This is a genomic window from Catenuloplanes japonicus (assembly GCF_000717135.1).
GTDB classification, from domain to species: Bacteria; Actinomycetota; Actinomycetes; order Mycobacteriales; family Micromonosporaceae; genus Catenuloplanes; species Catenuloplanes japonicus.
In genome coordinates this window covers 72,583-86,650 of sequence record NZ_JNXY01000023.1, presented here as the reverse complement: position 1 = coordinate 86,650, position 14,068 = coordinate 72,583, and the positions used below count along the sequence as shown (strand labels likewise).

The following is a 14,068-nucleotide window of genomic DNA, read 5'->3' as shown; positions in this document are numbered from 1 at the left end:
CGAACACCCCCACCAGGATCCGACACCCCACCCCACAAAATCTTTCCCTGGGTACGCGTCCCCGCGCGACGATGCGCTCCGTGCCCGACGACGTCGACGTATCGTGCGGCAAGGCCGCGGCCTTGCCGACATCTCGCTGTTCCAGCACACCTGGCGGCGCACATCACCAGGGCCGGCGTCGCCGAGCTTTAGTCCGTCAGCCGATCGTCAGTCGCTCGATCAGCGCGACCGCGTCGTGCTCGGCATATACCTTGGCCAGCCGCTCGACGTTCTCGCGGATTCCGTCGTCGGTGAGCAGGGTGGTCACGGCCGAGGCCACCACGGACGGGGACGGCGTGGCGGTGCCGAGGTCGGCGCCGAGGCGGTGGTCGGCGATGCGGGCCGCGTTGGCGGGCTTGTCCTCGGTGGTGCCGGCCACGACGACCGGGACGCCGGCCGCCAGGGACTGGTGCAGGCCGCCGGCGCCGCCGTTCGTGACGAACACGTCGGTCAGCGGCAGCAGCCGGTCGAACGGGATGTAGCGGGAAACGCGCGCGTTCGCCGGGATCGGGACCGAGATCGCCTCCGGGTCCCGGCCGCCCAGCGCGACCACGACCGTGACGTCCGCGTCCGCGAGGCCGGTCAGTGTCGGCTCGACCAGCTGGGACAGGTCGCTGTTCATGAACGTGCCCTGCGTGACGGCGACGACCGGGCGTGAACCGTCCAGGTCGGACCACCACTCCGGCGGCGTCCAGTCGTCGCTGTCCGCGACCGGCAGTGAGCCGACCAGGTGCACGCTCGGCGGCATGTCGTCGCGGTGGAACTCGAAGCCGGGCACGGTCAGGATCGCGGTCGCGTCCGGTGCGAGGAAGATGGCGTCGAGCAGCGGCGCGACCTCGCCCTCGGCGCCGAGCTCGTGGAGCAGCTCGCTCATCCGGTCCCGTACGGTGCCGAGCGCGGACGCGAACTCCTCGTCCGCCGCGCGCTGGTCCCCGCCGGGCCGGACCGGCACCATGCCCATTCTGCCGGGGTTCTCGCCGTAGACCAGCGGCATCACGCTGACGGCCGCCCACCGCCGCGGCCGCGGGCCGGGCGCGCCCATCCCGATCGGGAACGCGCCCAGGAACAGGTTGTTGGTGATCAGGTACTGGTCCGGGTCGCGTTCCAGGATCGCCTGCAGCGACCGGTACTGGTCCGGTGCCGGCTCCACGAACAGGTGGATCCAGTCGAACGCGATCTGCCCGGCGCCCGGCGGCAGCCCGGACTCCTCCCGCGCGGCCATGAACTCGGCCATGCCGGAGTCCGCCTTCCCGCGCAGCGCCACGAACGTCAGCCCGGACCGTTCCGCCGCGTCCCGGAACTCGCTCCCGGCCAGCACGGTGATCTCGTGCCCGCGCGCGGCGAGCAGTCGTGCCAGCCGCAGCATCGGCAGCGTCTCACCCGGAATCGGCGGCGTCGCCACCACAATCTTCGCCATGCTCAGCACCGTCTCCCGTCGCACCCCAACAGCGACTGTCCAATCTAGACAGAAAAGCCACCATTGGTATTACGGGATTCTGTGAGAAAGTCGGTATTGCCCGGGAAGGGACGTTCATCTATGGTTCGCGGCGACTGGCCCAGCAGCCGATCGAGACAGAAGTCCAAGCCCGCCTCGAGGTGGTCGGCGGAGCCGGTGGAGATGAGCACGCTGACGCCGCCCTGGATCGCGGTGATCACGGCCGCGGCGGTCCGGTCCGCGTCCAGCGCGGGATCGGCCTCGCCGGCCGCCTGCGTGCGCTCGATGCCGGCCTTGATCGAGTCCTGCAGCTGCCGGATCAGCTGCGCCGTGACGGCCTGTGCGGCCGGGCTGTGCCGTCCCACGTCCGCGATCAGCACGCCGAGCGGGCACGGCAGCCCCCTGGCCGACGCCGCACGGGCCCACGCGGACATCGAATCCCGCACGACCACCGGCAAACTGTTGCTGTTCCCGTAGACCGAGGAGTGGCCGGTGGAGCTTCGACAGCTCGAGTACTTCGTCGCGGTGGCCGAGGAGGGTGGCTTCACCCGGGGCGCCCGGCGGGTGCGCGTCGCCCAGTCCGCCGTGTCCGCCACCATCCAGAAGCTGGAGCGGGAGCTGGGCCTGCCGCTGTTCGTCCGCGAGGCCGCCGGCGTCACGCTCACCGACGCCGGGGCCGCGCTGCTGCCCGAGGCGCGCGGGCTGCTCAGCGCGGAGCGGCGGGCCCGCGACACCGTGGACCAGGTGCGCGGCGGCCTGCGCGGCACGATCCGGATCGGCACGCTCACCTCGATCGGCGTGCGCCCGGCGTCCCGGGGGCTGCTCGTGGTGGACCTGCCGCTGGTGCTGGGCCGGTTCCACGTCACGCATCCGCTCGTCACGTTCCAGCTGCGCACGTCGCCGCGCGGCACGGCCGGTCACCTGGAGGCGATCCTCGCGGACGAGCTGGACCTGGCCATGGTCGGCACGGTCCACCACCCGGACGGCGTGAAGCTGCACCACCTGGGCGCCATCCCGTGGTGCTTCGTGTGCCCGCGCCGGCACCGGCTGGCGGACGCCACGTCGGTGAGCCTGGAGGATCTGGCGGACGAGACGTTCGTCGACTTCCCGCCGGGCTGGGGCAACCGGACCATGACGGACCGGGCGTTCGCCGCCGCCGGCATCGTGCGGAACGTGCCGTTCGAGGCCGCGGACCAGGAGACCGCGCTCGGCCTGGTCCGCAACGGTCTCGGCGTCACGCTGGCGCCGCGGGCCGGCAACGAGGACGAGGAGGGCATCGTGGTGATCGACATCGCGGACGAGACGATCCGCCTGCCGATCGCGATGGCCACCGCGAGCGACCGTCCACTCGCGGCGGCCCCGTCCGCGCTGCTGTCCGCCATCCTGCGCGCGGCCGTCCGCCAGCAGGCCGCCGCCGCGCCCCGCCCGTGAGAAACGGGCCTCAGGCGTTGACGGCCGCCAGAATGCCGGTGCCGTAGTGCTTGGTGGTCGCGTTCTCGACGCCCACGAGGATGTCGACGATCTCGAAGTAGTGGTCCCAGAACGGCGTCTCGCGCAACGCCTCGATGACCAGCTGGAAGGCGTCGTGATCGCGTGCCTCCCAGACCCAGATGTCGGTCACGCGGGCCGTGTAGAACTCGGTGTCGAAGTATCGCCACCGTACGTCCTCGGCCCTGTCCTTGATGGCGGGCAGAACGCGTTCCTGGAAGGCGGCGACGCGCTCCGGCACGGACAGTTCCAACCAGGCGCGATTGGTCTTGAGCAGGATGAACGCCGTGACGGCGGGCTCGAAGTCGGACATGGAAGATCTCCTCGCATGGTGCTGGACGGCGGTCGCGTTTCGGTTCACCGTGTACCGAAACCGTAGACAATTTCGGGACACGGTGTCCAGTAATTCGGCGGGGTAATAACTAGTCAGGCTGTCTCGCTACCATGGCGGGATGATCGAGGCGAAGGGCCGCGGTGGCCGGCCCCGCAGCGAGCAGGCGCGCCAGGCCGTCCTGTACGCGGTCGACGACCTGCTCCTCGAGGTCGGCTACGCGGCCCTGACCATGAAGGGCATCGCCGAGCGGGCGGGCGTCGGGCGGCAGACGGTCTACCGCTGGTGGTCGACGAAGGCAGAGATCCTCTTCGAGGCGAGCATGGACGACGCCGAGGAGGAGCTCGCCGTCGCGCCGTCGCGGACCCCGCTGGCCGAGATCACGTCCTACCTCGACGCGCTGGTGCGCTTCCTCACCCGCTCGCCGGCGGGGGCCGGCTACCGCGCGCTGCTCGCCGCCGCGCAGCACGATCCGGCGGTGAGGGAGTTGATCGCGACGAGGGACGTTCTCGGCGCCAGTGCGAGCGCCGTCCTGGATCGCATCGACCCGGACCGGCCCGCCGACGATCACGCGGCCGACCGGCTGATCGGACCGGCCTTCTTCTGGATCATGAGCGGGCGCGACCCGGCGCGGCTCGACACGCACGAGCTGGCGCGGAGCTTCCTCGGGTCCGGGAAATCCTGACGGTAGCCCGGGTCAGAGGTCGCCGAGGAGCGCCTTGACGACCTCCATGAGCTGTTCGCGCAGCTGATCGGTGGGCAGGTCCTGGTAGTGGTCGGAGAGCATGACCAGCGGTCCGAAGACCGCGCCCAGGGTGCTGCCGAGCCGGACCCGGACCCGCGGGTCGAGTCGCGGATCGGCGAAGAGGGCTGCCAGCTTCGTGTTCTGCTGCGCCATCCGCGCGCCGAGCTCGGGGTCGTCGGCGAACAGCGTGTGGAAGACATCCTCGTTGCGCTCGAGGACGACGAGCATCTCCCGGTGCCGCAGGGCGATGTCGATGATCTGGGGCAGAGCCCGCTGCCAGGCGCCCGGGTCGGTGCCGGCCACCACCAGCCGGTCGGACGCCTCGGTGAGCACGTCCAGGGCCCGGCCGACGACCGTGCGGGCGATGTCGCCCTTGGCGTGGAAGTGGTGGTACACCGCCGCCTTGCTGACGCCGAGCCGATCCGCGATGTGCCGCAGCGACGTGCCCTGGTAACCCTGCCGGGCGAACAGGTCGATGGCGACGTCGACGATGCGCTCGCGCATCGGCTTGAGGGCGGGGCTGGCGGCGGTCACGGCCACAGGGTATAACTTGCCGATCGACAAGACACTGCTTGCCGATCGGCAAGGGCGCGCCCTTGACCGCGATGCTGAGGGGTCGATCGTGAAGAGTCGTCTGCTCGACCGTCTGCTGGTCGCCGCCCAGGTCCACGCGATCGAGTCGCCGGGGCCGCGGATGCGGCTGGTCACGCTGACCGGGCCCCACCTGGCCGGACTCGACTGGGAGCCCGGCCAGCACGTGCGACTGCAGGTGGCCGCCGGGCCGGCCGCCGTCGACTGGCTGGTGGGCATGCTGCGCACCTACACGGTGTGGAGCTACCACGACCGGACCATGCAGCTCGTCGTCTTCGACCACGGGGACGGGCCCGGCGCCCACTGGGCCCGGACCGTCCGGCCGGGCGACGAGCTGCTGCTGATGAAACCGCAGGGCACCTTCGTCACCGCCGCTGCTCCGTACCACCTCTTCGCCGGGGAGGAGACCGCCCAGGCCGCCTACGGCCCGATGCTGCGGGCGCTGCCGCCCGGCACCCGGGTCTTCGGCGCCCTCGAAGTCGACTCGCCCGAGGAGCGCCTGGACCTGGGGCCGGGCACGAATCTGGAGTGGAGCTATCGCCGGGGGCGCTCGGCCGCCTCCTCCGAGACCCTGGTCGAGGCGGTCCGCCGGCTGGAACTGCCCGAGGAGCCCGGCCATGCCTACCTGGCAGGGGAGGCCCGGACCATCCAGCTGGTCCGGCGCCACCTGATCGAGGAGCGGAACTGGCCGCGCCGCAACGTGCTCACGAAGCCGTTCTGGACCCCGGGCCGCAAGGGCATGGACTAGCGGGTCAGGCCGCCGGCGGGATGTTGTGGTTGATCCGGAAGAGGTTCCGGGGGTCGACGGTGGCCTTGATCCGGCGCAGCCGCGCGTAACTGTCCGCTGTGTAGGCACGGGCGACCGCGGGGAGTTCCGAGTCGTACCCGGTGAGGAAGTTGATCTGGGTGTGGCCCGTCGCCCAGGGGGAGAACGCCTTGACCACGCCCTCCAGCGCCGGCCGGAACTCCTCGCCCATGCCGGGCGCGCCGACCGCGGCCGCGAACAGCTGGAAGCCGCCGCTGCGGTGCGGGACCGCGGAGGGCGTGCGCGGGGCGCGGGCGAGCGCGCCGCCGAGCTGGCGGATCTCGACCATGAGCACGGGCAGGTCCGCGCCCGGCCCGGCGACCGCGACCAGCGCGTCCGCCGCCTCCTGCGGGAAGTCTGCGAGCTCGGCCGAGGCCTCGTAGGTCGGCAGCGGGTCCACCGGGTCCGCATGGATGGCCGCGATCCCGGTGAACGGCATCTCGGCCACCGCGTCGATCAGCAGCGGCGCGGCGGCCCGCAGCCCGGCGATCAACGGTGCACCCTCGTCGGCGGTGCCCAGGTAGGCGATGCGCACGTGCACGGTGAATCGGCCACGCAGCGGCTCCGGGACGAACGGCGCCGGCGGCAGCCGCAGGAACGCGATCGACGCGGTCAGCTCCTCCGGCGCGCCGTCGATCAGCGCGCGGTAGGCGGCGACGACCTCGGCCGCGTGCTCACCCGGGAAGAACAGCCCGCCGCCGTAGAACCGGGTGACCGGGAACAGCGCGATCGTGAGCGAGGTGACGACGCCGAAGTTGCCCTTGCCGCCGCGGATCGCCCAGAACAGGTCCGGCGCGGTGTCCGCGTCGACGCGGCGCACCTCACCGTCCGGCGTGACGATCTCGGCGGCCAGCACGTGGTCGGCCGCGTAGCCGTGCGTGCGGCCGAACGTCGGGCTGATCCCGCCGCCGAGCGTGAAGCCGACCACGCCGACGTTCGGCGAGGAGCCGGCCATCGGCGCGAGCCCCTCCTCGGCCGCGGCGTCGACCAGCGCCTGCATCTCGACGGCCGCGCCGACCGTGGCCGTGCGGGCCTGCGCGTCGATCGTGACGCCGTCCATCCGGCGCACGTTGATCAGCACCGCCCCGTCCGCGGACACGAACGCGCCGTGCCCGGTCGCCACGACCGCGACCGGCAGATCCTGCGCGGCCGCGAACCGGACCGCCGCCTGCACATCGGCGACGCAGGTCGCACCGACCGCGACGACGGGCCGGTGGGGGAGCGCGAGGTTCCACGTGGCGGTCTCCTCGGCGTAGCGGTCGTCGCCGGGCGACAGCACCGGCCCGACCACCTGCGCGGTGAGGCGGTCAAGGTCCGTGGAATCGATGGTCATGTGATCCTCCTGTGTGGTGATGACCCAACGATCCCGGCCGTACGGTCCGCCGCCGAACGACGTTGACGCTGACCGCCATCGCGATCCGCGATGGGGTTGGGAGCGTGCCCTCGACGCCCGTCGATGTGCCCGGTTGGCACGACTAAAGTGCCTTAAAAGCAAAAAGGACCATTCGTCGGTGTACGCGACTGGCGCTCAACCCCCGCACAGGTTCGTAAATGCCGCGCCAGCCGGGCGCCCCGAGACCGCCCCTGCAGGTTCGAAAATGCGAGCGCCCGGTCTTGACGATCCGCCTGCTCGTGGCCACGCTGTCGCCTCATCGGCAAATGAACTACTTACGAACCTGGTTCGTGGATCGGGGCTTTCTGATGAACGTCCGGAGGTACGTCGCCGCCGGGACCGCCATGGTCCTTGCTGCCGCCCTGACCACCGGTTGCGGTGGTGATTCCGGGGCGGACGGCGGGGGCGAGCTGGTCTTCGCCAACTGGCAGTGGCTCGAGCCCGGCCGCGGCGAGCAGCTGTGGACCGCGGTGAGCGGCTACCCCGACGCCACGCTGAAACAGCAGGCGATCGCGCGCAAGGACTACGAGAGCACGCTCAAGACGCAGATCGGCGCGCGCGGCGGCCCCGACATCCTGATCATCCCGGACACGTTCCTGCCCGAGCTGGCCGACGCGGGCGCGCTCGAACCGCTGGACGACGTGCTGGACGACGCCGGGAAGTCCGCGCTCAACGCCACCAACGAGGCCGGCAAGTACGACGGCAAGCAGGTCGGCTACGCCTGGGAGATCGTCAACTACGCGCTGTTCTGGAACACCTCGATCCTGGACCAGGCCGGGGTGCAGCCGCCCACGGACATGCCCGGCCTGGTCGCGGCCGCGAAGGAGATCAAGGCCAAGACCGGTAACCCGGGCTTCGCGGTACGGCACCAGATCAACGAGGAGGCGCCCTGGTGGATCGACTTCTCCAACTGGACGTACGGCTTCGGCGGCGCCTGGTCCAAGGGCGGTCAGCTCACCATCGACAGCCCGGAGAACATCGCCGCGGTCACCGCGTTCCGTGACATGTACGCCAGCGGCGCCATGGCGGTCGGCGACGACGCGTCCACGTTCCGCTCCAAGTTCAAGGCCGGCAACGTCGGCATGATGATCGACAACAGCTCCGCGCTGGCCACCATGGTCACCGGCAACGACAAGGTGCCCAGCACCGGCGTCGGCGCGAGCGCGCTGCCGTTCCCGGTCAAGGCCAGCAGCCAGGCCGGGTTCTTCGTCGGCATCAACACGTTCTCGAAGAACAAGGCCGCGGCCAAGGACTGGCTGCGCTGGTTCTACACCGCCCCGGCGCAGCAGCAGGCCGCGGCCGCGCTCGGTGCCAGCGTGCTCGGCACGGACGCGAAGCCGCCGGCCGAGTTCGTCACCGCGAACCCGTGGGTGCCCACGTTCCAGGCCCAGGCCGCGACCTCGGCCGACGCCGTGATCGACGGCTTCGAGACGGCCACGCCGCTGATCCGGCACGCGGTGCTGACCGAGGTCGAGAAGGTGCTGGTCGACGGCGACGACCCGGCCACCGCGCTCGGCCGTGCCCAGGAGGCGGCGGAGAAGCTGCGGTGAGGCGCGCCGATCGATTCGCCCCCTACGTCTTCGCCGCGGCCGCGGCCCTGTACCTGCTCGTCTTCACCGCCTGGCCGCTGCTGGACGGGGTGTGGCTCTCCTTCACCGACACCCGGCTGCTCAACCCGGCGGGCGGCGAGTGGATCGGCACGGACAACTACACGGCGCTGTTCGAGGACGCGCGGTTCGCCGGCACGCTCGGCGTCACGCTGATCTACAGCCTGGCCACGGTCGCCGGCGCGCTGCTGATCGGCACGGCCGGCGCGGTGCTGCTGGACAGGGCGTTCCGCGGGCGTACCGCGCTGCGGGCGCTGCTCACGCTCCCGTGGGCAGCGCCGACCGTGGCGGTCGCGCTGATCTTCGTGTGGATGTTCAACACGGACGACGGCGTGTTCAACCACGTCACCGAGGCGGCCGGGCTGGGCCGGCACGGCTGGCTCACCGCGTACGCGCTGGCCACCGTCACCGCGGTCTCCATCTGGAAGGTGTTCCCGTTCGTGATGCTGGTGGCGCTGGCCGCGCTCCAGTCCGTCCCGAAGGAGCTGGTGGAGGCCGCGGTCGTCGACGGTGCCGGCCCGGCCACCGTGTTCCGCAGTGTGACGTGGCCGTTCCTGGTGCCCACGCTGCGCGTCGTGGCGCTGCTGATGACGATCTGGTCGTTCCGGCGCTTCGAGATCATCTGGCTGCTCACGCAGGGTGGCCCGGTCGACCGCACCACCACGCTCGTGATCGACGTCTACCGCACCGCGTTCCTGGAGTCCGACCTGGGCCGGTCCGCCGCGACCGGCACGGTCGGCCTCGGGCTCTCCGCGATCGCCACCGTCGTCTACGCGCTCGTCGAACGGCGTTCCGCCAGAAAGGACCTGGCATGAGGGTACGGTTCATCGTGCTCGCCGCGCTGGCCGTGGTCGCGGGCTTCCCGCTCTACTGGATGGTGGTCACCGCCACCCGTACCCAGGATGAGCTCTTCGGTGGTGATGTGCACTGGCTGCCGGACATGACCCGGCTCGGTGACGCGTTCACCGCGGCCGCCTCCGGGGCGCCGATGCTGCGCTGGCTCACCAACAGCGCGTTCGTGGCCGCCGGAACGACCGTGCTCAGCCTGGTGCTGGCCGTCCTCGCGGCGTACGCGCTGTCCCGCTTCTCCTGGCGCGGCAAGGGCGTCTTCGGTTTCGCGCTGTTCGCCACGCAGATGCTGCCCGAGGCGCTGATCGTGGTCCCGCTCTACGCGATCTTCCTGACGCTCGGCCTGCTCAACAACCTGTGGGGCCTGGTATTGGGCAACACCGCGTTCGCCATGCCGGTCGCGGTCTGGATCATCAAGACCGCGATGGACGGCGTGCCCCGGGAGCTGGAGGAGGCGGCCGCGCTGGACGGCTGCTCCCGCTACGCGATGCTGCGCCGTATCGTGCTCCCGCTGACCGCGCCGTCGCTGGCGGCCGCGGCCGTGCTGGCGTTCTTCGACAGCTGGAACGAGTTCCTGCTGGCCAACACGTTCATGGTCGACGAGGAGAAGTGGCCGGCGTCGAAGGGCCTGGCGTCGTTCGTGGGGGAGTTCGTCACGCCGCTGCCGACGGTGATGTCCGCCGCGCTGCTGTTCACGCTGCCGGCCGTGGTGTTCTTCCTGCTCGTGCAGCGGCACATCGTGGCCGGGCTGACGGCGGGGGCGGTCAAGGGCTGATCATCGGGTCAGGCATGATCGTCTGATGTCGACGGTGTTCGTGGTTCGCCGATGAGCAGGGCGGACCTGGTGAGCGTGTGGAGCCGCGGGTGGGCACGGGCTCGCGGCATCCGCGCGGTGGAGAACATCCCGGGCGGTTTCCGGTTCGACGTCGGCCGTCCCGGGCACCGCGTCCGGTACGTCCTGCACACCTGGGAGCCGGCCTATCTGCGCGAGATCGGCCGGCACATCGTCACGCCCGGCACCTGGCTGAAGATCGACGGCAGCGCGGACGACCTGCGCGCGGCGCTGGGGTCGCAGTGGCGCATGTTCGAGACGCACTATCTGATGTCCGCGCCGCTGTCGGCCGGTCCGGCTGCCGTGCCACGGTCCTACCGGGTCGAGGTCGAGGCGGACCAGTCGCGCGTGGTCACCGCGACGGTCGTGGACCGCACCGGCGCCGTGGCCGCGTCCGGCCGTCTCGCTCCGGCGGGTGGCTTCGGCGTGCTCGATCAGGTCGAGACGGATCCGGAGCACCGGCGCCTCGGGCTCGGCACCGCCGTCGTCCAGGCGCTGAGTGATCATGCGGCCCGGCGTGGTGTGCGGTTCGGCATCCTCGCCGCGACCGACGACGGGCATGCGCTCTATCGCGCGCTCGGATGGACCGCGCATACGGAATTGGCGAGCGCTTTCATCCCGGAATCCTGACCGTATTCGCATTGCTGCGGTGAATCCGCGATGGTGCCTCCGAACTGCGCGGGGACGCTTATTCTTCGGTGCCGGTTTTCCGTTCTGAAGGATTGACTCTGCGTTCCCGCTCCTCGGCCGGAATCCTCGGAGAAGCTTTTCCCACGAAGCGCGTCCGGACTTCCCCAAGTTCCTGTGATTTCTGGATATATCGGACGTGGATACCCGCGTCTCAACGTTGCCGCGATTCCCATCCCCGCGCTCACCGCAACACTCCGTGACTGAGACGATCCTCACAGTAGCTCCACCGTGCCGCCTATTGCCTACAGTGGATTCCGTGGTTTATGAGCCAAAGTTCAACAACCCGGCATTGCCTATTGTCATTTGATAAGAGTGCGCGCGATGATCTCCTGCGGATCGCGCCCGGAACCACCCGGACCGGTCGGAAGGGATGCGCCGTGAAGAAAAAGAACGATGGTCCCGAGCTGCCCGGCGAGGGTGACACCGACTATGCGCGCTACATGCGCACCGATGTCCTGCTCGGCCTGCAAAGGGGCCCCGAAGAGGTCATTCACCGCGATGAACTGCTCTTTCAGGTAACCCACCAGTCGACTGAGCTGTGGCTCAAGCTCGCCGCTTCCGAACTGACCGAGGCGATCGCCCGGATCAACGCGGGCGAGCCGTCCGCGGCCGAACTGCTGCTCGCCCGCGCGACGCACACCGTCCGGCTCGTCACCGACCAGCTCGACATGCTCGGCTACCTCCGGCCGGAGGACTTCCAGGCGATGCAGCCCGCGCTCGGCAACGGCTCCGGTGCGGAGTCGCCGGGCTGGAAGCAGACCCAGACCGCGGGCCGCCGGCTCGGCCTGGCGTTCACCGCCTACCTCAACGACCGCGGCACCGACCTGAAGGCGGTCTACGCCGGGGAGCCGTCCGACCCCGCGTACCGTCTCGGTGAGGCGATGGTGGACTTCGACGACCGCGTGTCGAACTGGCGCGTGCGCCACTACAAGCTCGCGATCCGGGTCGGCAGCCACGGCGGCATCGGCACCGCGGGCAGCCCGTCCGGCATGCTCGCCAAGCTCATCGACTACCGCTTCTTCCCCGAGCTGTGGGAGGCGCGCACGCAGCGCGCCCTGGTCAGCCGATGAACACGGAGACGCTGCGCGCCGAGTTCCCGGTGCTGGACACCGCGGTCTACCTCGCCAGCAACTCCACCGGCGCGATCCCGCGCGGCGCCGAAGCGGTCCTGACCGGCTACTGGGACACGCTGCGCACCTGGCGGGACAGCGCCTGGGACGGCTGGCACGACGGCCTGGACACCTACATCGCCGGGCTGTCCGCGTTCATCGGTGCGGCGCCGGGCAGCGTGGCCGTCGACGCGAACCTGAGCACGCTGCTGTCCCGCGTCGCCTCCTGCTTCGACTACGAGGCCCCGCGCAACCGGGTCGTCACCACCGACCTGGAGTTCCCGACCATCCCGTTCATCTGGAACGCGTTCCGCCGCTACGGCGCCGCGCCGGACGTGGTCGGCTCCGGCGGCCCGCACATCGACGAGGACGAGCTGCTGCGCCGCATCGACGAGCGCACGCTGCTCGTCTGCGTGCCGCACGCCAGCTTCTCCTCCGGCGCCACCATCGACCTGGACCGCCTGGTCAAGCACGCGCACAGCGTCGGCGCGCTGGTGATCGTCGACGCGTTCCAGAGCGTCGGCATCATGCCGATCGACGTCACCGCGCTCAACGTGGACTTCCTGCTCGGCGGCGCGCACAAGTGGATGTGCGGCGTCGGCACCGCGTTCCTCTACGCCCGCCCCGACCTGCTGCCCGGCCTCGCACCCGCCGCGACCGGCTGGCAGGCGGGCGACGTCGCGATGACGTTCCAGCCGTCCAGCGACTACGCCCCCGACGCGCGCCGGCTCGGCGGCGGCACCCCGTTCCCGCTCACGTCGCTCATCTCCCAGGTCGGCCTGGACCTGCTCAGCGGCATCGGCATCGAGGCGATCCGCGCGCACTCGCTGCGCTGCACGGACCGGATCCTCGCCCGCGCCGACGAGGCCGGCTTCCGCGTGGTCAGCCCGGTCGACCCGTACCGTCGCGGCGGTGTGGTCTGCCTGGACATCCCGGACGGCGAAGCCGTCAAATACAAGCTCGCCGACCGCGACCTGATCTGCAGCTGGCGCAACTACCTGCGGATCGGCCCGCACATCTACAACACGCTGGACGAGATCGACGTGTTCATGGACGCGCTCGTGGAGGTGACGCGATGACCGAGCTTTCGCCGCGCGCGCTGCTGAGCCTGCTGTTCCACGGCTCCAAGGCCGTCGACGTGGTGACGACCGCGCTGGAGACCGGCCTGCTCGACGCGCTCGAGCCGGGCCCGGTGAGCCTGCGCGACCTCGCCGCCCGCTTCGGGATGCAGCCGCTGCGCCTCTACAAGTTCCTGGACTGCCTGGAGAGCCTCGGCTTCCTGGAGCGGGACGAGCCCACGGACGACATCAACGACACCAGTTATCGCGCCGTTCCCGGGCTCCGTGACGCCGCCGCGGCCACCGTCGGCCCCGCCTCGATCGAGCGCGACCGTGACACGTACCCCTGGCAGCGCCTCCACGGCCACCTCGACGACACGCTCCGCGGCGATCTGAGCCTCACCGAGGACGACTTCTCCTGGCCACCGAAGACCGAGGAGCAGACCGAGTCGTTCGAACGCAGCATGACCGTCGGCCTCGGCCCGGTCCTGGAGACCTTCGACCGGCACGCCGACCGCCTGTGGTCCGGCCGCCGCCGCTTCCTCGACGTGGGCGGTGGCGCGGGCCGGCTCGCGGACCATGTGCTGAGCAGCGCGCCCGGCCTGCACGCGGACGTCTTCAACCTGCCGCCGGTCGCCCCGCTGGTCGAGGAGACCCGCAAGAACTCCGCCCACCCGGACCGCCTCGGCTTCGTCCCCGGCGACTTCTTCGCCTCACCGCTCCCGACCGGCTACGACGCCATGTCCTTCGTCCGCGTCCTGCACGACTGGCCGACGCCGGACTCCCGGCGCCTGGTCGAGAAGGCCTACGACGCGCTTCCGCCGGGCGGCCTGCTGCTGATCTGCGAGGAATTCCGCACCCCCGACCGCCTCGCCGTCCAGTTCTTCTGGTCCTACTTCCTCATCGGCGCCGACTCCGCGGTCAGCCGCCTCCGCGAAGCCACCTTCTACACGACCCTCCTGGCTGCCACCGGCTTCACCGGCATCGAGATTCTCCCGGGGCCGTGGGAACTGGTCGTCGGCCACAAGCCCGCCTGACCATCAAGATCAAGATCCAGTTCATTTCCCGCTTCCGGCGTGGTCGCGGTCCGCATGCT

The 14,068-nt window shown here is 70.7% G+C and carries 15 protein-coding genes; 10 read left to right on the top strand and 5 right to left on the bottom strand.

Features of this window, described 5'->3' with window-relative positions:
- Positions 1 to 196 precede the first annotated feature (196 nt).
- A complete protein-coding gene (locus OP04_RS28870) occupies positions 197 to 1,456 on the bottom strand; it encodes a nucleotide disphospho-sugar-binding domain-containing protein (protein WP_157240500.1) in 1,260 nt (419 codons plus the stop codon).
- 44 nt (positions 1,457 to 1,500) lie between these two features.
- On the bottom strand, positions 1,501 to 1,854 hold the full coding sequence (locus tag OP04_RS28865) for a hypothetical protein (protein ID WP_198154014.1): 354 nt from the start codon (positions 1,852 to 1,854) through the stop codon (positions 1,501 to 1,503).
- Between the two features lie 112 nt (positions 1,855 to 1,966).
- Here OP04_RS28865 and OP04_RS28860 point away from each other — a divergent pair, with 112 nt between their 5' ends.
- Entirely contained in the window at positions 1,967 to 2,905 is a 939-nt protein-coding gene (locus OP04_RS28860) for a LysR family transcriptional regulator (protein WP_033343016.1), read from the top strand.
- A 10-nt stretch (positions 2,906 to 2,915) separates the two neighbouring features.
- On the opposite strand, the gene OP04_RS28855 is transcribed toward OP04_RS28860, so the two are convergent.
- The gene (locus OP04_RS28855) at positions 2,916 to 3,275 is read right to left on the bottom strand and encodes a darcynin family protein (protein ID WP_033343015.1); all 360 of its coding nucleotides are present in this window, start codon (positions 3,273 to 3,275) and stop codon (positions 2,916 to 2,918) included.
- Positions 3,276 to 3,414: 139 nt separating this feature from the next.
- Between OP04_RS28855 and OP04_RS28850 the strand changes: the two genes are divergently transcribed.
- On the top strand, positions 3,415 to 3,978 hold the full coding sequence (locus tag OP04_RS28850; RefSeq protein WP_033343014.1) for a TetR/AcrR family transcriptional regulator: 564 nt from the start codon (positions 3,415 to 3,417) through the stop codon (positions 3,976 to 3,978).
- A 12-nt stretch (positions 3,979 to 3,990) separates the two neighbouring features.
- Here OP04_RS28850 and OP04_RS50235 read toward each other — a convergent pair whose 3' ends face one another.
- The gene (locus OP04_RS50235) at positions 3,991 to 4,572 is read right to left on the bottom strand and encodes a TetR/AcrR family transcriptional regulator (RefSeq protein WP_232323774.1); all 582 of its coding nucleotides are present in this window, start codon (positions 4,570 to 4,572) and stop codon (positions 3,991 to 3,993) included.
- 88 nt (positions 4,573 to 4,660) lie between these two features.
- Here OP04_RS50235 and OP04_RS28840 point away from each other — a divergent pair, with 88 nt between their 5' ends.
- Entirely contained in the window at positions 4,661 to 5,377 is a 717-nt protein-coding gene (locus tag OP04_RS28840; protein ID WP_198154013.1) for a siderophore-interacting protein, read from the top strand.
- A gap of 4 nt (positions 5,378 to 5,381) precedes the next feature.
- Here OP04_RS28840 and OP04_RS28835 read toward each other — a convergent pair whose 3' ends face one another.
- Positions 5,382 to 6,767 (bottom strand): FAD-binding oxidoreductase, encoded by a 1,386-nt coding sequence (locus OP04_RS28835; RefSeq protein WP_033343013.1) that lies wholly within the window; start codon positions 6,765 to 6,767, stop codon positions 5,382 to 5,384.
- 326 nt (positions 6,768 to 7,093) lie between these two features.
- Between OP04_RS28835 and OP04_RS28830 the strand changes: the two genes are divergently transcribed.
- The 7 genes from OP04_RS28830 (at position 7,094) to OP04_RS28800 (ending at position 14,009) form a co-directional block, all read left to right on the top strand.
- Positions 7,094 to 8,377 carry an ABC transporter substrate-binding protein gene (locus OP04_RS28830; protein WP_198154012.1) on the top strand — a complete coding sequence of 428 codons (1,284 nt, stop codon included), beginning with the start codon at positions 7,094 to 7,096 and terminating at the stop codon, positions 8,375 to 8,377.
- A complete protein-coding gene (locus tag OP04_RS28825; protein ID WP_033343012.1) occupies positions 8,374 to 9,249 on the top strand; it encodes a carbohydrate ABC transporter permease in 876 nt (291 codons plus the stop codon). Before OP04_RS28830 ends, OP04_RS28825 begins: the two co-directional genes overlap by 4 nt.
- Positions 9,246 to 10,058 carry a carbohydrate ABC transporter permease gene (locus OP04_RS28820; RefSeq protein ID WP_033343011.1) on the top strand — a complete coding sequence of 271 codons (813 nt, stop codon included), beginning with the start codon at positions 9,246 to 9,248 and terminating at the stop codon, positions 10,056 to 10,058. Before OP04_RS28825 ends, OP04_RS28820 begins: the two co-directional genes overlap by 4 nt.
- Positions 10,059 to 10,109: 51 nt before the next feature.
- Positions 10,110 to 10,745, top strand: coding sequence for a GNAT family N-acetyltransferase (locus OP04_RS28815; protein WP_033343010.1), 636 nt, complete (start codon positions 10,110 to 10,112; stop codon positions 10,743 to 10,745).
- Positions 10,746 to 11,182: 437 nt separating this feature from the next.
- Entirely contained in the window at positions 11,183 to 11,875 is a 693-nt protein-coding gene (locus OP04_RS28810) for a tryptophan 2,3-dioxygenase family protein (protein ID WP_033343009.1), read from the top strand.
- Positions 11,872 to 12,993 carry an aminotransferase class V-fold PLP-dependent enzyme gene (locus tag OP04_RS28805; RefSeq protein WP_033343008.1) on the top strand — a complete coding sequence of 374 codons (1,122 nt, stop codon included), beginning with the start codon at positions 11,872 to 11,874 and terminating at the stop codon, positions 12,991 to 12,993. The genes OP04_RS28810 and OP04_RS28805 overlap by 4 nt, the downstream gene beginning before the upstream one ends.
- Positions 12,990 to 14,009 (top strand): methyltransferase, encoded by a 1,020-nt coding sequence (locus tag OP04_RS28800; protein ID WP_033343007.1) that lies wholly within the window; start codon positions 12,990 to 12,992, stop codon positions 14,007 to 14,009. The genes OP04_RS28805 and OP04_RS28800 overlap by 4 nt, the downstream gene beginning before the upstream one ends.
- Positions 14,010 to 14,068: the final 59 nt, after the last annotated feature.

Bases quoted from the DNA above. Each gene is read 5' to 3' on its own strand.
- OP04_RS28870 (WP_157240500.1), bottom strand. From the start codon at position 1,456: ATGGCGAAGATTGTGGTGGCGACGCCGCCGATTCCGGGTGAGACGCTG.
- OP04_RS28855 (WP_033343015.1), bottom strand. From the start codon at position 3,275: ATGTCCGACTTCGAGCCCGCCGTCACGGCGTTCATCCTGCTCAAGACC.
- OP04_RS28850 (WP_033343014.1), top strand. From the start codon at position 3,415: ATGATCGAGGCGAAGGGCCGCGGTGGCCGGCCCCGCAGCGAGCAGGCG.
- OP04_RS28835 (WP_033343013.1), bottom strand. From the start codon at position 6,767: ATGACCATCGATTCCACGGACCTTGACCGCCTCACCGCGCAGGTGGTC.
- OP04_RS28830 (WP_198154012.1), top strand. From the start codon at position 7,094: ATGAACTACTTACGAACCTGGTTCGTGGATCGGGGCTTTCTGATGAAC.
- OP04_RS28820 (WP_033343011.1), top strand. From the start codon at position 9,246: ATGAGGGTACGGTTCATCGTGCTCGCCGCGCTGGCCGTGGTCGCGGGC.
- OP04_RS28815 (WP_033343010.1), top strand. From the start codon at position 10,110: ATGAGCAGGGCGGACCTGGTGAGCGTGTGGAGCCGCGGGTGGGCACGG.
- OP04_RS28805 (WP_033343008.1), top strand. From the start codon at position 11,872: ATGAACACGGAGACGCTGCGCGCCGAGTTCCCGGTGCTGGACACCGCG.
- OP04_RS28800 (WP_033343007.1), top strand. From the start codon at position 12,990: ATGACCGAGCTTTCGCCGCGCGCGCTGCTGAGCCTGCTGTTCCACGGC.